Consider the following 18,567-nt stretch of genomic DNA (forward strand, 5'->3'; position numbering starts at 1 on the left):
GCCGACGGGCTTTTCCGTATCCCGGCCCCGCTGTCGATGCCCCGCGCCGCCGTGAAGAGGGCCCGATGGGTGGTTTCCGCCCCGGACGACGTACCCGGGCGGCAGGATGGCGGATGTCGACCTGGACTCCCGCCGCGTCGACCGCCGCGTCGACTAAAGGGGTGGACCGGGATGGCCGGTGGACGGGGCCGGGGCACGGCCACGCTGATCGCCGTGGCTGTCGTCCTGGCCTGGCTGGTCGTCGGCGGCGTCGCCGGCCCGTACGCCGGCAAGTTGAGCGACGTCGCCACCAACGACAACGCCGCCTTCCTGCCCGCCGACGCCGAGGCGACCCGGGCCCAGGACCTCGCCGCCGGCTTCGTCGCCCGACCGACCACCCCCGCCCTGGTGGTGTACGCGCGCAGCACCGGCATCACCGGTGCCGACAAGCAACGGGCGGTCGCCGACAGCACCCGGTTCGCCCGGGTCGCCGGGGTGGTCGGGCCGCTGCCCCCACCGGTCCCCAGCCAGGACGGGCAGGCCCTGCAGGTGGTGGTGCCGATCGACGACGCCGAGGGCGAACAGATCGGCCGGGTGGTCGACGAGCTACGGAGCATCGCCGGGGGCGACCGGGACGGGCTCACCGTGGACGTCGCCGGCCCGGCCGGCCTGCTCGCCGACCTGATCGAGGTCTTCTCGGCCATCGACGGGCCCCTGCTGCTGGTCACCCTGGTCGTGGTGCTGATCATCCTGCTGGTCGTCTACCGCAGCCCGGTGCTGTGGATCTTCCCGCTGCTGGCGGCGGGGATGTCGTACGCGCTGGCGTCGGTCTTCGTCCACCAACTCGCGAAGCACGACGTGATCAAGCTGAACGGGCAGGCGCAGGGCATCCTCACCGTGCTCGTCTTCGGCGCCGGCACCGACTACGCGCTGCTGCTGATCGCCCGCTACCGGGAGGAACTGCACCGGCACGAGCGACCCTGGGACGCGATGCGTACCGCCTGGCGGGGTGCCGCCCCGGCCATCGCCGCCTCCGGGGCCACCGTCATCGTGAGCCTGCTCTGCCTGCTGCTGTCCAGTCTCAACTCCAACCGGGCGCTCGGCCCGGTGGCCGCCATCGGCATCGCCGCCACCCTGCTGGTGATGCTGACGTTCCTGCCCGCGCTGCTGGTGCTCGGCGGCCGGTGGGCGTTCTGGCCGCGTACCCCCGGGGTGGACCGGGCCGACCCGCAGGCCGAACACGGGGTGTGGGCCCGCATCGCCCGCTTCGTCGCCCGCCGGGCCCGGGTGGTGTGGCTGACCACCGCCGTGGTGCTGGCGCTGCTCACCCTCGGCCTCACCCAGCTCGGGGCCACCACCCTCGGCCAGTCCGAACTGTTCGCCGACCGCACCGACTCCGTCGCCGGGCAGGAGGTGATCGCCCGGCACTACCCGGGCGGCACCGGCAGCCCGGCGACCATCTTCACCCGGCAGCAGGCCGCCGGGCAGGTCGCCCAGGTCGCGCAGGGCGTGCCCGGGGTGGCCGCCGTACGCCCGGTGACCCGGCGGGACCAGAGCGGCCCGCCCGACCCGGACGCCCCACCCCTGGTGGTCGACGGACGGGTGGAGCTGGAGGCGACCCTGACCGACCCGCCGGACAGCGACGCCGCCGCCCGGACCATCCGCAACCTGCGCGAGGCGGTGCACCGGGTGCCGGCCGCCGACGCCGTGGTCGGCGGGTTCACCGCCATCGACGTGGACACCTCCGACGCGTCCACCCGGGACCGCAACGTCATCATCCCCGTCGTCCTCGTGGTGATCACGGTGATCCTGGCGCTGCTGCTGCGCTCGCTGCTCGCGCCGGTGCTGCTGATCGCGACGGTGGTGCTGTCCTTCCTGGCCACCCTCGGGCTCTGCGCGTTGATCTTCACGTACCTGCTGGACTTCCCCGGCGTGGACGCGTCGTTCCCGCTGTTCGCCTTCGTCTTCCTGGTCGCGCTGGGCATCGACTACAACATCTTCCTGATGAGCCGGGTCCGCGAGGAGTCCGCCCGCCGGGGCACCCGGGCCGGGGTGCTGGCCGGGCTCACCGTCACCGGCGGGGTGATCACCTCGGCCGGTATCGTGCTCGCCGCCACCTTCTCGGCGCTGGCCGTGCTCCCGTTGGTGGTGCTTGTCGAGTTGGGTGTGGCGGTCGCCGTCGGGGTACTGCTGGACACCATCGTGGTCCGCTCGCTGCTGGTGCCCGCCCTGTCGTACGACATCGGGCCCACGGTGTGGTGGCCGAGCCGACTGTCCCGGTCGGCGCGCGACGACGCGGAGGTGGCACATGGTCGCTGAGACGGACGTGGTTATCGTCGGCGGTGGACTCGCCGGGCTGGCGGTCGCCCGCCGGCTGCACCGGGCCGGGGTGCCCTGGCGGCTGCTGGAGGCCGGCGACCGGATCGGCGGCCGGGTCGCCACCGACACCGTCGACGGCTACCTGCTCGACCGGGGCTTCCAGGTGCTCAACACCGCCTACCCGAGGCTCGGCACCCTGCTCGACCTGGGCACCCTCGACCTGGGCTGGTTCACCTCCGGGGTGCTGGTCCGCCGCGGCGACCGGCTCGACCGGCTGGTCCATCCGGTACGCGAACCCGGCGGCACACCCGCCACCGTGCTCGCCGGCGTCGGCTCGCTGGCCGACCGGCTACGCTTCGCCGCCCTCGCCACCGGCTGCGCCACCCTCCCGGCACACCGGTTGCTGACCGCACCGGAGACCACCAGCGAGACCGCCCTGCGCCGGGCCGGGCTGTCCGACACCATCATCGAGGAGCTGATCCGGCCGTTCCTGTCCGGCGTGCTCATCGACCGGGAGCTGGAGACCTCCAGCCACGTGCTGGCGATGATCCTGCGGTCCTTCGTCCGGGGCCGGATCGGCCTGCCCGCCCGGGGGATGGCCGCACTGCCGCAGGCCGTCGCCGCCCCGCTGCCCGCCGACCTGATCACCTGCGACACCCCGGTCACCTCGGTCGCCCCCGGCCGGGTCCGCACCCCGGCCGGTGAGATCGCCTGCCGCGCCGTCGTGGTCGCCGCCGACCCGACGGCGGCGACCACGCTGCTGCCCGCCCTGCCCCGGGTACGCACCCACAGCTACACCACCTACTACCACAGCGCCCCCGAGCCGCCGCTCGACGAACCGATCCTGCTCGTCGACGGCGACCGGCGGGAACTCGTCGCCAACACGGTGGTGGTCAGCCGGGCCGCACCGTCGTACGCCCCGCCCGGCCGGCACCTCGTGGCGACCTCCGTGGTCGGCCCCACCGCACCGCCCGAGCCGACGATCCGCGCCGAACTGGACCGGCTCTACGGATGCTCCACAGCGGACTGGGACCACCTGACGACGGTGTCGGTCCCCGAGGCGCTGCCGGCCGCGCCACCCCCGCAGGGGCGGCTGCGCAAGCCGGTGGCGCTCGGCGGAGGGATCTTCGTGGCCGGCGACCACCGGGACAGTCCATCCATCCAGGGGGCGCTGGCCAGCGGCTGGCGTACGGCCGGCGCGGTGCTCGCGCAACTGCGCGCGGCGGGCTGATTCGGGTGCCACCGCAGCCGCTGCTGACTGTTATCCTCGCGTAGCCCATCGTGCCGAGCGGTGCCGACGGGTGGCGCCGCTGCGGCGGTGGCCGGTGGTTCGTCGGGCGGGTTACGATCCGGCGCGGTACGGGGGCGGTAGCTCAGCCGGTTAGAGCAGGGGACTCATAATCCCTCGGTCGCGGGTTCGAACCCCGCCCGCCCCACCAGCGCAAACACTGCTCAGTCGATCTTTCCGTGGTGCTGCTCGCGGCGACAGTGAATCTGCGGCCCGTCCCCGTGGGGACAAGGTTCGAAGGCGGTTCGCGGCCCGGATGGGCTGGCGGCGCAACCCAGGGACGCTCCTCACCGTCGATCAGCCGCCGTCATCAATCCCTCTATGCCGATCCGTCGATCCCGTGAGAACCTGAATCATCGTGTGATCACACGACTACCTACGGCTATCCATGCTGGAGGCGCGCGTGGCGCAGATGTCACTCTTCGGTCCCGGCGAGGCTGGACCCGACCCGAAGCCGGTCGACGACCGCACCGTTCGGCTACAGCTGCTCATCACTGTGAAGGCGGCACCGAACCCGTCAGAGAAGTACGGAGAGACCGTCTGCGTGGCGGGGCTGCGAACGGACGTGTTGCAGCCGACGTGGATTCGCCTCTACCCGATCAACTTCCGGTATCTGGACAGCGACGAGGCGTTCAGGAAGTACGACATCATCTCCGTCGACGCCAAGCCGGCACGGCAGGATCAGCGGCGCGAAAGTTGGAAGCCGATCATGGAGCGGATATCCAGGGAGCGCCATCTCGACGGCTGGCGGTCTCGACAGCCGTTGCTTGATCCGGCTGTCGAGGATTCGATGTGTCGTCTCAACCGTGCTGCTCAGGAGCGCGCTGACGCGCAATCGCTGGCCCTCGTGCGCCCCAGGGAAGTTCGCGGACTCAGGGTCACGCCGCACCCCGGTTGGGACGAGGACGAGCAACGCAAGATCGAGGCGTACGCGAGTCAGCCGGACCTGTTCAGCGGCCGGAGCAGATCCCCGCTACAGGCACCCCGCTTCAAGGCGGCGTACCACTACCGCTGCTACGAGCCCGGGTGCAAGGGGCACAGGCAGCACGTCATCGACTGGGAGTTGGTAGCGCTACAACGCCGGCTCTCCGGCTACTCGGACGCCGCGCTGCAGGAAGCTCTGGAGGCCAAGTTTCTGGGAGAGATGTGCGCGCCGAACCGTGCCGTCGCCTTCTACGTCGGCAACCAGGCCAAGCGCGCACACGTCTTCAGCGTGCTGGGCGTGTACTGGCCGAAACGATAGGCATCCGGTCTTCGAGTGCGCGCATCACGACCTGGCGGTGACACCGGCTCTCATCCGCCTCGAAACAGAGCAGCGCCACCAGCTCACGTTGTGCCGTCTCGGCGAGCGCGTCGAGCGCCGCCAGCGACTCGGCGTGGTGTAGCCGAGAGGCGTACACCGCCCGTGCGGCTCGCAACTCTTCGGGGTTGCCACCGAACCCGGGGCGGTTCTCCTTCGGGTTGCCAAGCTCCCGGCGATGCTCGTAAACGATGCCCTGTGCCGCGAGCGCCTGGCTGAGGGCCGACTTGCTGAATCCACGCTTGCGGGAGATCGGCGTCATCCGGACATCGACCAGGCGCGTGACGCCCATGTCGGCGAGGCCGGTCACGAACTCATCGATGGAGTGGCCCTCGTAACCGACACCCAGGATGCCGATCCGGTGACTCACGGTTGAGGTGACGCTCATCGGGACACCCTTTCACGACTCGTCCGCCAAGACCATCCGGACGACCGAGAAGTGTGCCGCCCTGACCACGATCGCTGCCGTCACGCTGCTTCCCCTCGACCCGGCAGCCGGGGCGAAGTGCACGCCGGGGCCGACGACTCGGCGACCACCACGGCGACCGCATCGGCTGTCGGCCCCGGCCGGTGGCATCATCTCGTTGCGGTTCTCGATGCCCGACAACGGCAGGTGCGGCTGTACGTCGACGGGGTGTCGCCGGGCGGTAGGCTGCACCCCGCCTGGCAGCCCGGACAGGCGACGGTTCGCTGCTGGTCGGCCGCTCCCCAACCCCCGGGCTGAGGAGCGGTCGGCTGCCAACCCACCGGGGCGGATCCCCGGCCGGCGGGCGCAGGGCCGTAGAAGGACAGTCAGTCCTGGCCGCCGCGGTACTCGTACAGGCCGTCGATCATCCTGCGCTTGAGCGCCGGCACCCGGTCGACCACGCGCAGGTAGCCGCGCATGCCGGCCAGCGCGACGCGACCCAGCACCGGCTTGTGGACCAGGGCGTCGGCGGTCATCTGCTCCCGGGAGTCCCGGACGGCCTGGAAGCCGTACTCGATCATCCTGGTCTCGTAGTCGTGGACGGCCTCGACCAGCCCTTTGCGCCCGTCGCGGACGAGGGTCAGTTCGTCGGTCAGTAGCTGTGCGTCGCGTAGCGCGGTGTTGGCGCCGACGCCGCGGCCCGGCGTCATGGTGTGGATGGCGTCGCCGAGCAGGGTGACGTTCGTGCTGGGCCAGGCCGGGATCGGCACCGAGGTACGGATGGTGATGGCGAACGCGGTGCTCGGGTCGCCGAGGGTGAACAGCTCACGAAGCCGGGGACTCCACGTCGGGGTCGTCCGCAGGACCAGGCGGATGAGGTCGTCGCCGCCGTACGTCATGATGTCGGCCGGGAACTTGTCGGCCGCCGCCGCGATGCCCCAGTTGAGGTAGTCGCGGGTGTTGTCGAACAGCAGTCCGGGCCAGCGCGCCAGCAGTTCGTCGTCGTTCCTCGGCCGGCCCTGCCGGTCCCAGGGGAACTCCATCCAGTGCAGGATGCAGGATTTGCCGCCGGGTGCGAGGACCATGCCGATGCCGGGGAAGAACCGCGTCGGCAGCAGCGCCGTGGTCCGGGGTGTCATCGGCACCTTGGCGGTGATCGCGATGATGCCGGTGTCCTCGGTGCGGGCGTGCGGGAGGTACTGCCGGCGTACCGCCGAGTTGACGCCGTCCGCCGCCACCAGCAGGTCGCCGGTGGCGGTGGTCCCGTCGGCGAAGTGGGCGGTGACGCGACCGTCGGTCCGGTGCTCGTAGCGGACGAAGGTCCTGTCGAAGTGGATGACGTCCTGCATGCCGGTGAAGAGCACCTGGCGCAGGGTCATCCGGCTCACCGACCGCTCGCTGTCGACGTCGTCGGTGGCCGGGCGCAGGGGCAGCGCGAGCGTCGGCCGGAGCTGCTCGTCGAAGAACACGAAGTGTTCCGGCGCGCGGGCGCAGGTCGCCATGAACGTGCGGTAGAGCTGGTCGGGCAGGCACGCCTTGAGTGCCCGGCTGCCGTGCGGGTCGATGCCGACCCGGTAGCCGTGCAGGCCGTCGCTGCGGGTGCGGTCCCGCTCGTAGACGGCGACGTTGATGCCGGCTTGCCGTAGGCCGTGTGCCAGGCACATCCCGCCGGTCCCGGCACCGATCACGAGTACGTCCATGTCCCCACTCCTCTAGAAACTCTGATTACTAGATTTTCTAGATACTGTACGACGGTTGGCTAGAATTTCCCACCATGGGTCTGGCGGAGCAGCTCGGTGAGGCGATGCAGGCGTACCAGCGTGCGGTCGACGCACTCGACCAGCGCGCCGCCGACCTGCTCGGCCTGAACCGCACGGACATGCGCTGCCTCGAACTGCTGTACGCGCCGGAACCGCCGAGCCCCGGCGAGCTGGCAGCCGCGGCCGGGATGACGACCGGGGGCGTCACCACCGCGATCGACCGGCTGGAACGCGCCGGGTACGCGACCCGGGAACGCGACACCGCCGACCGCCGCCGGGTGACCGTCCGCCCCACCGAGGCGGCCAACCGGAAGATCGCCGCGATCTACGGGCCGATCGTGACCGACGGGCAGGCATTCCTGCGGCGGTACGACGACGAGACGCTGGCGCACATCCTCGAATTCATCACGCACGCCACGCGGAGCTGTCACGAGCACGCCGAGCGGCTGGGCCGGTAGCCGGCCTCGCCGGGGCGCGCGGCGTCGCGGACGGGGGCTCTGCGGGGGCGACAGCAAAGGCAGGGGGTCCGAGCCTCCCTGCCACTTCTAACGTATATCGCACCCCGGGCCTTGCCGCAAGACCCCGGTGCCGGTGCAGAATCTCCAGTCGACGCCAGAACCTGGCGAAATCCGAGCTTCGCGAAGCATGCGCTGGTTTCGACGCATCAGGCGACGCGAGCAGTCGAACGGGGAATCCATGATCGACGTGACCATCGTGGGCGGTGGGCCGACCGGCCTGATGCTGGCCACCGAGCTACGGCTGCACGACGTGCGGGTGGTGGTGCTGGAGCGCGACGCCGAGCCGACCAGCGTGGTGCGCTCGCTCGGCATGCACGTGCGCAGCATCGAACTGCTGGACCAGCGGGGCCTGCTGGAGCGGTTCCTCGCGCACGGTAGACAGTTCCGGATCGGCGGCTACTTCGCCGGGATCGCCAAGGACTGGCCGTCGGGGATGGACACCGCGCACGACTACATCCTCGGCATCCCGCAGCCGGTCACCGAGCGGCTGCTGGCCGAGCACGCCACCGCGGTCGGCGTCGAGATCCGGCGGGGTACGGAACTGGTCGGGCTGAGCCAGGACGAGGACGCGGTGACCGCCGAGCTGGCCGACGGCACCCGCCTGCGTACCCGCTATCTCGTCGGCTGCGACGGCGGCCGCAGCACGGTGCGCAAGCTGCTGGGTGTCGGGTTCCCCGGTGAGCCCACCAGGAACGAGACGCTGCTGGGCGTGATGGAGCTGACCGCGCCGACCGACGAGGTCGTCGCGGTGATGACCCGGGTACGTCGGACGCAGCTACGGTTCGGGGTCGGCCCGGTCGGGGACGGCGAGGGGTTGTACCGCGTCGTCGTACCGGCCGCCGGGGTGAGTGAGGACCGGGCGGTCCCACCGACCATCGAGGACTTCCGGCAGCAGCTGCGGGCGACCGCCGGCACGGACTTCGGGGTGCACTCGCCCCGCTGGCTGTCCCGCTTCGGCGACGCCACCCGGCTGGCCGAGCGGTACCGGGTGGGCCGGGTGCTGCTGGCCGGCGACGCGGCGCACGTACACCCGCCGCTGGGTGGACAGGGGCTCAACCTCGGTCTCCAGGACGCGTTCAACCTGGGCTGGAAGCTGGCCGCGCAGGTCGCCGGGTGGGCGCCGGCGGACCTGCTGGACACCTACCAGGTGGAGCGCCGGCCGGTGGCGGCGGACGTGCTGGACAACACCCGCGCGCAGACGGAGCTGATGTCGCTGGAAGCGGGTCCGCAGGCGGTGCGTCGGTTGCTGACCGAGCTGATGGACTTCGAGCAGGTGAACCGGTACCTGATCGAGAAGATCACCGCGGTCTCGGTCCGCTACGACCTCGGTGCCGACCACGACCTGGTCGGCCGGCGGCTGCGGGACGTGGAGCTGAAGCGGGGACGCCTCTACGGGCTGATGCACCGGGGCCGGGGGCTGCTGCTGGACCAGACCGGGGAACTGTCGGTGGCGGGCTGGACCGACCGGGTCGACCGCGTCGTCGACGTCAGCGGGGAACTGGAGGTGCCCGCGCTGCTGCTGCGGCCCGACGGGCACGTGGCCTGGGTCGGTGACGACCAGCGGGAGCTGCGCGACCGGCTGTCCCGGTGGTTCGGTGTCGCCACCGCGGCCCGGGAACCGTCCGGATTCAGCCGGTAGGGCCGGCGTCGGGGTGCGTCGTGCCGGGCCGGGTCGTGCCGTCGCCGCCCTGCTGGGCGGCCCGCAGGGCGGCGTGCATCTCCCAGGGCGCCTGGGGCAGCGCGCGGCCGGTTTCGAGCAGTGACTTCAGGTTGGCCATGACCGCGGGCCAGCCGGCGGAGACCGCGTCGAAGTCCTCGTCGGACGGCAGGTTCACGTGCGTGACGGTCAGCCGGACGATGTCCCGGTGCGGTTCGATGAGGAAGGTGACCGTGGAGGCGTCCGGACCGGCCTCGGCGTCGACGTCGCCGAAGGTCATGACCAGTCGGGTCGGCGGGGTCGCTTCGAGGACCGTGCCGCCGCCGTCGGCGATGCCCGAGCCGTCGGTGCGCCGGTGTTCCCACCGGGAGCCGGGTCGCCAGTCGGAGACGTTGTGGTGACCCCAGTAGGTGCCGGTCAGGTCGGCGTCGGTCAACGCCTCCCAGACCCGTTCCGGGGTGGCGTGGATGTAGGTCACGTACACGAAGGTGGGTCTGGTGACGGTCATCTGCGGCTCCTCTGCCTGTCGGCGGATCGCGTCGAGCACCCGTAGCCGGGGTTCCTCGAACGCGGCGATCCAACGCCGGGGCAACTCGTGGATGGGGACCGGGTTGAGGTAGTGCCACCTCTCCCGGCCGCGTCGGACGGCGGTGACCAGGTTGGCCTCCTGCAGCACGCCGAGGTGTTGCGTCACCGACTGCCGGGTGATGGCCAGTTGGGCACAGAGTTGGCCCAGGGTCTGACCGTCCTGGCGGCGGAGGCTGTCGAGCAACCGGCGACGTGTCGGGTCGGCGAGCGCCTTGAACACCTTGTCCATGTCACCGGCCATGACCAGCATTATGCAGTCATCTGACTGCCTAATGTCAAGCGTTGCGCCGCCGACGGCGAGGGAGCCGGACGTGGAAAGCTCCCCCGCCCGTCACCGGGCGGGGGAGCGGACCATCCGCCTACGGGCCACGCGGCCCGTAGGCGGATGGCGGTCGCACCCGGAGGTGGACCGGGTCGGTCAGGCGACCGTGCAGGCCGCGCCGTTGAGGGTGAACGAGGAGGGCTTGGCGGTGTTGCCGGTGTGGTTGGCCTGGAAGCCGATGTCGATCGAGCCGCCGGCCGGGATGGTGCCGTTGTAGCTGGCGTTACGGGCCGTCACCTGCCCCGACGAGGGGGAGTAGGTGGCGTTCCAGCCGGAGGTGATGCTCTGCCCGCCGGGCAGCGTGAACACCAGGGACCAGCCGGTCACGGCGCTGGAGCCGGTGTTGGTGATGGTGAGGTTCTCGGTCAGGCCGCTGTTCCAGGCGTTGACGCTGGCGGTGACCCGGCAGGCCCCGGAGCTGGGCGGCGGGGTGGTGGTGGGCGGCGGGGTGGTCGGCGGGGGCGTGGTCGGCGGGGGAGTGGTGGGCGGCGGGGTGGTCGGCGGGGGCGTGGTCGGCGGCGGGGTGGTGGGCGGCGGCGTGGTCGGGGTCGGGTTGGTCAGGCCGAAGAACTGGAGGGCGACGGCCGCCATCCCGCCGGAGGGCAGGCTGTGCCCCGCCCCCTGGACGCTGTACGCCTCGACGAGCACGTTGCCGCTGGCGTCGGCGTAGCGGCGGCGGTTCCAGTTGGCCTGGGGGGTGTCGGTGGAGGTGGGCGTCTGGCTGAGCCCGAACACGTTCGTCCACTGCTCGATGGTCTCCTGGAGCAGCGAGTATGGCACCAGGGTGTCGGCGGTGCCGTGCCACAGCTGCACCTTCGGCCGGGGGCCGGTGTACCCGGGGTACGCCTGCTGACGGACCGCGTCGCCCCACTGCTGCGGGGTGCGGTTCATGTTCCCGCCGGTGCACTGGCTGGCGCCGGGCGGGTAATCGGCCGCGTTGGCGAAGCAGTTGTAGGGCACCCCCATGAAGGCGGCCCCGGCGGCGAACACGTCGGGGTAGACCGCCAGCATGTGGTTGGTCATCATGCCGCCGGACGAGCTGCCGGTGGCGAACACCCGGCGGGGGTCGCCGCCGTACTGCCGCTGGGTGTAGTTGATCATCGAGACGATCGACACGGGGTCGCTACCGCCGCCCCGGCGCTTCGCGGCGTCCGACCAGGTGTCGAAGCAGTTGCCGAAGCCGGCCTGCTGGGTCGCCGACGGGTAGATCACGATGTAGCCGTACCGGTCGGCGAGCGAGGCGAACTCGCTGCTGGAGTAGAAGCCGGGGCCGGTGCCGCCGCAGCCGTGCATGGCCACCACGATCGCCGGGTTGGTCGGGCGGGTGTTCGGCACGTAGATGTGCATCCGCATCCGACCGGGGTTGTCGCCGAAGTTGGTCACCTCGACCAGCGACGCGGCGTACGCCGGCTGGAGCGTCGGGACCACCAGGGCGGCTGCCGCCACGGTGGCGACCAGCGGCGCCGCCAGGGCGAGCAGCAGTCTCCGTCTGATTCTCATGGGCGTGACTCCCTCACAGGTTGAGATCGGCCGCGCGACCGTGCGGCACGGGTACGCCCGGATGCCCGTGCCGTCCGCGCTGACCCACTACGTCCGGCATGCCCTGCCCCGGCCCTAGGGCATTGCATGGCACTTAGTGTTCTCCTAGGTCTCACAAGTGTCAATCGAATGCCCTCGATACACTTGACGGTCACCGGTTCCGCGCCCGGGTCCACCCCGGACCGCGTTCGGTAGGCGGGCACCGGTGCGCCGTCTACAGTCGGTGCCACCGCCGCCCAGCCGAGCCCGGAGCGTCCCCAGTGCCACACCCGTTCGACATCGAGGAGATCTTCCCCGACGACGGGGACCACCCGGTGCGGCTGCCGCGTCGGCAGGCCGGCAACTCGCCCCAGGGCGTCGCGGTGACCCTGCTGGCCGACTACACGCTGCGTACCCGGGCGTGGCTGCCGTCCGCCGCCATCGTCGCGCTGCTCGCCGAGTCCGACGTCAGCCTCGCCGGCGCGCGGACCGTGATCAGCCGGCTGGCCCGTCGGGGCGTCCTGGAGGGCAGCCGGCAGGGCCGGCGCAGCTCGTACCGGCTCAGCCGGTCCGCCGCCGTCAGCCTCTCCGTCGGCGGCAGTTGGGTGATGGCCGCGACCACCACCACCCAACCGTGGGACGAGTGCTGGACCCTCGTCGCGTTCTCCCTGCCCCAGGAGCGCAGCGCGCAACGACGTGCCCTGCGCGGCCAGCTCCGGTGGCTGGGCTACGCGCCCCTGTACGACGGACTGTGGATCTCGCCGCACGAACTGACCCCGAAGGCGCGTGCCCAGCTCACCCAGCTCCACCTCGGCGCGGTCACCGTGTTCCGGGGCCGCCGGGTCGACCTCGACGCGGTCGCCGGCCGTGACCCGCTCGACGCCTGGGACGTCGCGGCGGTCGCCGAACAGTACGAGAGCTTCCTGCGGCGCTGGCGACCCCTGCTGCCACGGATCGCCGCCGGCCGGGTCGACGGCGCCGAGGCGGTCCGGGCCCGCACGGAGGTGATGGACACCTTCCGGCGGTTCCCCACCCTCGATCCGCAGCTACCGCTGCGGCTGCTGCCCGCCGGCTGGCTGCGCGGCCCCGCCCGGGAGACCTTCGCCGCCGTGTACGACGGGCTCGCCGACACCGCCGAGCGGCACGTCCGGGCCGTCGTCGCCCGGTTCGCCGACGGTACGCAGGCCGACGTGCGGGCGCACACCACCGCCGACCTGCTGGCCGGGGTTTGTGCCACCGGAACCCGGCACGCCACCCCACCCGGCCTGGCGCAGCCGTCCCCCGCGCACTGACCCGTCAATCAGGCCGACTCAGAGCTTCAACCCCTCGACGGTGCCCAGGTCGTACCAGGTGAGGGAGAAGGGGCTGTCGCCGGACGGCACGACCGGGAAGACGCCCCAGCTCTCCAGGACCGCACCGGGCCGCAGGGTGAAATCCGTGCCGGGCCGCTGCGACGCGCAGTACGTGTCGACCGGGAAGACCTGCCGCCCGTCGTCAAGCGTCAGATGCGACGACCGGAGATCCGCCGTCCGGTCCGGGCAGCTGAGCACCCAGCCGCCGGGGGACCGGGTCGTGTAGCGCAGCTGCACCCGCACCGTACCCGCCGTCACCTCCAGACCCGTGACGGTCGCCGTGTTCTGCCCGTCGTCGTAGAGGAGGCGATCCATCCGCCGTGGGCCGGCCTCCGGCGGGGCCGAAGCGGCCGTGCCGGGCGCGGCGGTCGACGGGGCGGGACTGCCGGACGGCGATTGCGTTGCCCCGGAGGTGGTTGCCCCGGCCGGTGCCGCCGCGTCCGGACCCGGCCCGGTCGGCTCCGGCTTGTTGAGCGTGATCCAGACCACGGCGGCGGCACCCATCGCCACGATGAGGACGACGCCGACGACCAACCCGACCAGATGCTTGCGCAACATCGATGATCCTTACTGCCGGTGAACAGGCTCCTTCCACGCTAGATTCCGGTGGCAAGATCCGCAGGCTGGCGGGGTCGTCGAGCTCACCGACGGCGGGCCCGGTCCAGCACCTCCTCGGCGGTCAGCGGACTACGCGGATGGTGGCTGAGCGACAGCGGGGTGCGGATCTTCACCGGTGCGGCACCCTCGGCGGCGAGATAGAACTCGCCGGTGCCGAGCCGGGCGACGTCGACGATGTCGCCCCCCTTCGCCTTCGCCATCTCCCGGGCGGCCTCGATCTGGATCGGGCTGTTCAGCCGGCCATAGAGCTGGGTCGCCGCGTTGCCCGGGATCCGGTTGTGCAACCCCTTGGGCGCCTGGGTGGCGAAGACCAGGCCCAGGCCGTACTTGCGGGCCTGCGCCGCCAGCGCCAGCGTGCTCTGGGTGCACGGTGTCATCGCGCCGGACGGGGCGAACGTCTGTGCCTCGTCCATCACCAGCAGTCCGAGCAGCGGACGGTCGTTCGCCGGGTGTTTCCTGATCCAGGCGAACAGCGCCATCTGCAACTGGTTGACGAAGCCCTGCCGGGCCTCGTCGGACTGCAGCCCGACGAGGCTGACGACGGAGATCCGGGCCCGCGCGCCGGGGGCGGGGGTGAGCAGCAGCCCCGGGTCCACCGGGCTGCCCTCCCCGCCGAAGAGCGGGTCGTTGACCATCGCCGCGGCCAGCGACTGCGCGATCCCCACGCCGATCTTGTCGGCCCCGTCGATGTCCAGCAGCCCGTCCGGCAGGTCGGCCAGGGTGTCGATCAGGCCCTGCACCCGGCTGCCGCCCCGCCGGCCGTAGTGCTCGACGGCCTTGCGCAGCACGGCGAGACCCAGGTGGACCTTGTTGGTGCGACCGGTCAGCTGGGCGCGGGGCGCGAGCGACGCGACAGCCGCCTCCACGGCCTCGTGGAACTCGTCGGGATCGTCGCGCACACCGCGGAAGTCCGGCAGCGGCTGGAAGCTCAGCGGGCGACCCGACGACCGGCGTGGCGTCCACACCAGCACGTCGGTCCCGGCGAGGTAGTCCCGGGCCTTCCCGGCGTCCCCGGCGCGCCACTGCGGCGGCGGCTCCGGCCACCCGTCACCGAGCCGGGCCAGGTCGTTGTTGGGGTCGAGGACGATGGCGGAGACCCCGGCGAGGGCGCACTCCTCCAGGACACGGCGGATCAGCACGGTCTTGCCGGACCCCGAGCCGGCGAAGATGGTGGTGTGCTTGCGCAGGGCTTCGAGCGGGAGGGACACGGGTTCGTCGGTGCGGTGGTCGTACCCCACGGTCAGCCGCGGAACGGAGCCCACCGCGTCGACTGGCTGCGGGTCGACCCGTCCGGTGCGCTGCGGCCGTTCCGTCGGATCCGGCCCGCGTTCGCCGGGAGTGACGGGGAGCCAGTCGGCGACGGAGGCGAGGGCCTGCTGCAATACGGAGAGGTCCCGTGTCGGTTGGCGGGTGGTCAACCAGCCCTGGATGTCGGCGGGGGACTCCGCGAGCATGACCCGCAGCGCCCCGAGGATGCGGAGATCCTCGTGGTCCAGCGGCAGGATCGTCCCGCCGGCCTGAGTGAAGGCCGTGACCGCCTGCCGGGTCTTGGCCCCGCTCGACCAGGCCCCGTTGCGGAGCAGGAAGAGCTTGCGGCGGGCCACCCGGGCGTCGAGCCCCGCCACCGTGCACGCCTTACGGAGCCGGGCCAGCGCGGCGATGGCGTGGTGCTCCTCGCTGACCGCCCGGAAACACCAGTGGACCTGGTCCTCGGTGGCCTCGTCGAGGGTGAGCCGGAGCCGGGCGTGCAGCGGCGGCTGGGCGCTCGGGGGCGGGTCCACGCTGAAGGCTGCACCGCCCTCGCCGCGTTCCATGACCCACGCGGTGAGACCCGCCGCCAGCAGGGCGGGGACCAGACTGTCCTCACCGTCGCGGGTCAGCGGGCCGGACACGTCGGCCTCTTTCCTGAGCTGGGCGAACCTCGTGTCGAACGGTTCCAGGTCGGTGACCGCAGCGGGGTCCGGGTCGCGCGGCCGCGGCTGCGTCGGATCACCGAGCCGGGTCAGCTCCCGCACCTCGCCGCTGGTGACGCAGCCCCGGACGTGCCGGTCGATGTCGATCAGCAGTTCCCGGGGCGTCATCTGCTCGGCCTGCGCGAAGGCTTCGGGCCGCACCGGCCACGACGGATACGGGGGTACGAACCCGCGTTCGGCGAACCGGACGGCGAACCGCCGCTCGACGATCTGCCGGGCCAGGGCGGCGTCGTGGATGGTGGTGAGCCGGGGTGCCACCCGGAACCGGTCGCTCACCGTGTCCACCGTCCGGCTCCGGATGATCGTCCACGAGTTCGGCAGGCAGGCGACCAGGGTGAGGGTGCGGCGGGTGAGCTGGCGCAGCGACATCAGGCCGTCGGCTATCCGGGCGTGCACCGCGGCCTGCTCCGGGTCGTCCTGCGTGCCGGGTCGGGCGTGCAGGACGTCCCCGGCGGCCACGGACTGCGCGATGAGGGTGTCGATCTGGTCGACGGCGATCACGGACGGCCCGGTCAGGGCCAGCAGCCAGGAGATCTCCTGGACGATGCGCTGCGCGTCGCGCGGTGCCCGCCGCATGCCCCAGGCGCCGCGCTCGCCCGGCTCCCCCTCCTCGCCGGAGGTGAAGTAGTTCTCCGCGACGTCCCGGTGGGCGACGTCCTCCGAGGCGCTCAGCGCGAGCGCCCGCGCCGTCTCCCCGCAGACGCGGGCCACGTGCGGCGCGTGCCCGGCGAGCCCTTCGACGAACGCGTCCAGGGCCGCCCGGGTCAGTTCGGTGTCGCCCATCACCGCGCGGCGGGCCGAGCGGGGTGCCCCGACCAGCGAGGAGAGCCGGCGCAGCAGCAGCCGGAGCTGGCTTTCGCTGCCGGGCACCGGCCGGGACAGCCCGTCGAGCATGGCGGCGAGCACGCTGTCCCAGAAGCCGCGCGCGTCGAGCAGCCCGACCAGGAAGAAGTAGCCGTCCTGTTGCTGCACCTGTTGCCGGACCCAGCCCAGCAGGTGGGTCTTGCCCGAGCCGCGCTGCCCCTGCAGCACCAACCCGATCGGGCTGCTGTCGGCGCTGTTCCTGGCATCGGCCACCCCGTCGAGGACGTCGCGGACCACGGCGGTGTGCAGACCCTCCACGTGGAACGGCGAGGGCCGCCAGACGTCGTCGGGCACCGGCGCCCAGTCGAGCCTGAGTGCCGCCAGGGCGGCGTGCTCCGCCCCGGTCATCCCACCCCGATCGCCAGCAGGTGCTTGTCCTGGCCGCCGAGCCGCAGGGCCGCCGCCACGTCGGCCGGGGTGAGTGCCTTCTGGTTGGATTCCGGGACGATGTCCACGTCCGGCTCGCGCTCCAGCTCCCGCAGCGCCTCGTCGAGGTCGGCGGGGTCGACGTCGGCGAAGAAGGGCCGCAACCGGGTCAGGCTGACCCAGGCCCCCGGCTCGGCGGTCAACGCCGCGTACGCGTACCGGACGCGCACCCCGAGGGCACGCCGCAGGTCCGGTCGGGGCGTACCGGCGCGTACGTCGGTGAGCGCGAACATCTCGCCGAAGGTGCGGTAGTCGCTGCGGGCCATGACCCGGTCCCGCAGGTTCACCTGCAACGCCGTCAGCGCCCCGCCGAGGATCCGGCCCTGCGCCGACTGGAAGTTCAGGTCCTCCTGCACCCGCACCCAGCCCCGGTCGGCGAGCTGGTGCAGGAAGGTGTTGCCCTCGCGGCGGCTGTCCAGGTAGCCGAGGCGGTTGAGCTTGTCCCGGTACGACTTGCGGATGTCGACGCCGTAGCGCTTGCGCAACTCGGTGTTGGGCACCTCCCGGGCCTCGGCCATCAACACGACCAGGATCGCGCTCTCGGAGGGGGTGAGGTCATCGCCGGGCATGGAACGTTCCTTCCGCCATGTCGCGCCGCCGGGCCCGGATGACGGTGCCGATCTGGTGCACCACCGCGCCGACGTCGTGGTTGATTCGGGCATTGGTGAAGCGCAGGACGGCGTAACCGTCCATTTGCAGCCGCACGTCGCGCTGCCGGTCCGCCTCGAACCGGTCCGGCCGGCAGTGTTCCGGGCCGTCGATCTCGACGACACACCGTTCCGTGGGCCAGAGCAGGTCGAGGCAGACCGGGGGCGCGAGGGGATGCGACTGGTGGTAGCGGTTCCAGACCCGGCCCGCCGCCCAACCCTCGGCGGCCAGGGCGGCCTCCAGGGCCGCCTCGGTGCTGCTGCCGGGATGGGGACGCCCCAGCACCGTCGGTACCGTCGCCGGGGCCGGCGGGGGCGGCGTGACCGCCGCCGGGGTGAGCGCGACACTGACCACCCGGTCCTCGTGCCGTAACGGCGTCCCGGTCAGCCACACGGCGACCCGGCCGTGGTGACACAGCCACTCCGCGCCCGCCACGACGGCCCGTTCCCCGGCCGGGTCGAGTCCGGCCGGCACCTCGACCAGCAGGCTCACCCGGGGCCGGTCGAAGCCGTCCGCCACCACCCGGGTCAACCCCGGACAGCGGATCTCCGCAGGGAACGGGTCGGTCGGTGGACGCCGCCCGGTCACCGCCACGCCGGCGAGGTACACCAGGAACGGCGCGAAGTGCGCGGAGTCCCGCGCCCGCCGGCCGGCGGCGGCCCGGACGGCGGCCAGGCCGAACGGGTCGGCGCGGGGGACGTCCGCGGCCCCGGGGAGCCAGCCGGGCAGCAGCGCCACCGCCACCCGTTCGAGGTCGTCCAGGACGGCACGGACGAAGGAACCGGGGGTACGGGTAGGGCCGGGGCGCAGCACGACGGCGACCGGGCCGACCGTCTCCCCGGTGGTGGCCGCCGCGACCGTGTCGGTGGGTACGCCGACGAGCTGTACGACACGACCCGTCGGCAGCCCCGCGAGCTGCTGGACGAGACTCATGGCGGGTCACCGGCATGGACCGCGACCGCCGTTTCCCGGGGCAGGTCGGATCGGGCGGAACTCAGCGGTCTTCATCCTCCCGTGCGGCCATCGGACGA

Annotated in this window: 15 protein-coding genes and 1 tRNA gene; 8 read left to right on the forward strand and 8 right to left on the reverse strand. The window is 72.2% G+C overall.

From position 1 onward, the window contains the following. Window positions 1-171: 171 nt before the first annotated feature. From ACN260_RS06160 to ACN260_RS06175, 4 genes are all read left to right on the forward strand, one after another. Complete coding sequence (locus tag ACN260_RS06160) at window positions 172-2,298, forward strand: MMPL family transporter (RefSeq protein ID WP_422755077.1); 2,127 nt, start codon at window positions 172-174, stop codon at window positions 2,296-2,298. Further along, window positions 2,288-3,529 (forward strand): NAD(P)/FAD-dependent oxidoreductase, encoded by a 1,242-nt coding sequence (locus tag ACN260_RS06165; protein WP_422755078.1) that lies wholly within the window; start codon window positions 2,288-2,290, stop codon window positions 3,527-3,529. Before ACN260_RS06160 ends, ACN260_RS06165 begins: the two co-directional genes overlap by 11 nt. A gap of 131 nt (window positions 3,530-3,660) precedes the next feature. Continuing rightward, window positions 3,661-3,737 (forward strand) — tRNA-Ile (locus tag ACN260_RS06170). 237 nt (window positions 3,738-3,974) lie between these two features. After that, a complete protein-coding gene (locus tag ACN260_RS06175) occupies window positions 3,975-4,829 on the forward strand; it encodes a hypothetical protein (RefSeq protein WP_422755079.1) in 855 nt (284 codons plus the stop codon). On the opposite strand, the gene ACN260_RS06180 is transcribed toward ACN260_RS06175, so the two are convergent. Continuing rightward, window positions 4,795-5,274, reverse strand: coding sequence for a DUF488 family protein (locus ACN260_RS06180; RefSeq protein ID WP_422755080.1), 480 nt, complete (start codon window positions 5,272-5,274; stop codon window positions 4,795-4,797). The two genes, ACN260_RS06175 and ACN260_RS06180, sit on opposite strands and share 35 nt — an antisense overlap. Window positions 5,275-5,391: 117 nt before the next feature. Between ACN260_RS06180 and ACN260_RS06185 the strand changes: the two genes are divergently transcribed. Further along, window positions 5,392-5,610 carry a LamG-like jellyroll fold domain-containing protein gene (locus tag ACN260_RS06185; RefSeq protein WP_422755081.1) on the forward strand — a complete coding sequence of 73 codons (219 nt, stop codon included), beginning with the start codon at window positions 5,392-5,394 and terminating at the stop codon, window positions 5,608-5,610. A 68-nt stretch (window positions 5,611-5,678) separates the two neighbouring features. Here the strand turns inward: ACN260_RS06185 and ACN260_RS06190 are convergent, their stop codons facing one another. Continuing rightward, window positions 5,679-6,992, reverse strand: a complete 1,314-nt coding sequence (locus ACN260_RS06190) for an FAD-dependent oxidoreductase (RefSeq protein ID WP_422755082.1) — start codon at window positions 6,990-6,992, stop codon at window positions 5,679-5,681. A 74-nt stretch (window positions 6,993-7,066) separates the two neighbouring features. Here ACN260_RS06190 and ACN260_RS06195 point away from each other — a divergent pair, with 74 nt between their 5' ends. Further along, window positions 7,067-7,510: a MarR family winged helix-turn-helix transcriptional regulator gene (locus tag ACN260_RS06195; RefSeq protein WP_422755083.1), complete on the forward strand. Its 444-nt coding sequence runs from the start codon at window positions 7,067-7,069 to the stop codon at window positions 7,508-7,510. Between the two features lie 238 nt (window positions 7,511-7,748). Continuing rightward, window positions 7,749-9,209: a rifampin monooxygenase gene (gene rox, locus ACN260_RS06200; protein WP_422755084.1), complete on the forward strand. Its 1,461-nt coding sequence runs from the start codon at window positions 7,749-7,751 to the stop codon at window positions 9,207-9,209. On the opposite strand, the gene ACN260_RS06205 is transcribed toward rox, so the two are convergent. Beyond that, a complete protein-coding gene (locus tag ACN260_RS06205; protein ID WP_422755085.1) occupies window positions 9,199-10,056 on the reverse strand; it encodes an ArsR/SmtB family transcription factor in 858 nt (285 codons plus the stop codon). The two genes, rox and ACN260_RS06205, sit on opposite strands and share 11 nt — an antisense overlap. A 177-nt stretch (window positions 10,057-10,233) precedes the next feature. After that, window positions 10,234-11,637 carry a PHB depolymerase family esterase gene (locus ACN260_RS06210; RefSeq protein WP_422755086.1) on the reverse strand — a complete coding sequence of 468 codons (1,404 nt, stop codon included), beginning with the start codon at window positions 11,635-11,637 and terminating at the stop codon, window positions 10,234-10,236. 299 nt (window positions 11,638-11,936) lie between these two features. Between ACN260_RS06210 and ACN260_RS06215 the strand changes: the two genes are divergently transcribed. After that, the gene (locus ACN260_RS06215) at window positions 11,937-12,947 is read left to right on the forward strand and encodes a PaaX family transcriptional regulator C-terminal domain-containing protein (protein ID WP_422755087.1); all 1,011 of its coding nucleotides are present in this window, start codon (window positions 11,937-11,939) and stop codon (window positions 12,945-12,947) included. An 18-nt stretch (window positions 12,948-12,965) separates the two neighbouring features. Here the strand turns inward: ACN260_RS06215 and ACN260_RS06220 are convergent, their stop codons facing one another. The 4 genes from ACN260_RS06220 to ACN260_RS06235 all read right to left on the reverse strand — a co-directional run bounded on the left by ACN260_RS06220 (window position 12,966) and on the right by ACN260_RS06235 (window position 18,469). Further along, entirely contained in the window at window positions 12,966-13,565 is a 600-nt protein-coding gene (locus ACN260_RS06220; RefSeq protein WP_422755088.1) for a hypothetical protein, read from the reverse strand. A gap of 83 nt (window positions 13,566-13,648) precedes the next feature. Beyond that, the gene (locus ACN260_RS06225) at window positions 13,649-16,810 is read right to left on the reverse strand and encodes an ATP-binding protein (protein ID WP_422755089.1); all 3,162 of its coding nucleotides are present in this window, start codon (window positions 16,808-16,810) and stop codon (window positions 13,649-13,651) included. Continuing rightward, window positions 16,807-17,457 carry a hypothetical protein gene (locus tag ACN260_RS06230; protein WP_422755090.1) on the reverse strand — a complete coding sequence of 217 codons (651 nt, stop codon included), beginning with the start codon at window positions 17,455-17,457 and terminating at the stop codon, window positions 16,807-16,809. The genes ACN260_RS06225 and ACN260_RS06230 overlap by 4 nt, the downstream gene beginning before the upstream one ends. Then, window positions 17,444-18,469 (reverse strand): endonuclease domain-containing protein, encoded by a 1,026-nt coding sequence (locus ACN260_RS06235; RefSeq protein WP_422755091.1) that lies wholly within the window; start codon window positions 18,467-18,469, stop codon window positions 17,444-17,446. Before ACN260_RS06235 ends, ACN260_RS06230 begins: the two co-directional genes overlap by 14 nt. Window positions 18,470-18,567: the final 98 nt, after the last annotated feature.

The sequence above is a fragment of the Micromonospora sp. WMMD708 genome (genome assembly GCF_049315245.1).
GTDB classification, from domain to species: Bacteria; Actinomycetota; Actinomycetes; order Mycobacteriales; family Micromonosporaceae; genus Micromonospora; species Micromonospora wenchangensis.

What these genes read in the sequence shown, in the direction of transcription:
- ACN260_RS06220 (WP_422755088.1), bottom strand. Translation starts at nt 13,565, where the DNA reads ATGTTGCGCAAGCATCTGGTCGGGTTGGTCGTCGGCGTCGTCCTCATC.
- ACN260_RS06180 (WP_422755080.1), bottom strand. Translation starts at nt 5,274, where the DNA reads ATGAGCGTCACCTCAACCGTGAGTCACCGGATCGGCATCCTGGGTGTC.
- ACN260_RS06195 (WP_422755083.1), top strand. Translation starts at nt 7,067, where the DNA reads ATGGGTCTGGCGGAGCAGCTCGGTGAGGCGATGCAGGCGTACCAGCGT.
- ACN260_RS06160 (WP_422755077.1), top strand. Translation starts at nt 172, where the DNA reads ATGGCCGGTGGACGGGGCCGGGGCACGGCCACGCTGATCGCCGTGGCT.
- ACN260_RS06205 (WP_422755085.1), bottom strand. Translation starts at nt 10,056, where the DNA reads ATGGCCGGTGACATGGACAAGGTGTTCAAGGCGCTCGCCGACCCGACA.
- ACN260_RS06190 (WP_422755082.1), bottom strand. Translation starts at nt 6,992, where the DNA reads ATGGACGTACTCGTGATCGGTGCCGGGACCGGCGGGATGTGCCTGGCA.
- ACN260_RS06235 (WP_422755091.1), bottom strand. Translation starts at nt 18,469, where the DNA reads ATGAGTCTCGTCCAGCAGCTCGCGGGGCTGCCGACGGGTCGTGTCGTA.
- ACN260_RS06210 (WP_422755086.1), bottom strand. Translation starts at nt 11,637, where the DNA reads ATGAGAATCAGACGGAGACTGCTGCTCGCCCTGGCGGCGCCGCTGGTC.
- ACN260_RS06225 (WP_422755089.1), bottom strand. Translation starts at nt 16,810, where the DNA reads ATGACCGGGGCGGAGCACGCCGCCCTGGCGGCACTCAGGCTCGACTGG.
- ACN260_RS06230 (WP_422755090.1), bottom strand. Translation starts at nt 17,457, where the DNA reads ATGCCCGGCGATGACCTCACCCCCTCCGAGAGCGCGATCCTGGTCGTG.
- ACN260_RS06175 (WP_422755079.1), top strand. Translation starts at nt 3,975, where the DNA reads ATGCTGGAGGCGCGCGTGGCGCAGATGTCACTCTTCGGTCCCGGCGAG.
- ACN260_RS06165 (WP_422755078.1), top strand. Translation starts at nt 2,288, where the DNA reads ATGGTCGCTGAGACGGACGTGGTTATCGTCGGCGGTGGACTCGCCGGG.
- rox (WP_422755084.1), top strand. Translation starts at nt 7,749, where the DNA reads ATGATCGACGTGACCATCGTGGGCGGTGGGCCGACCGGCCTGATGCTG.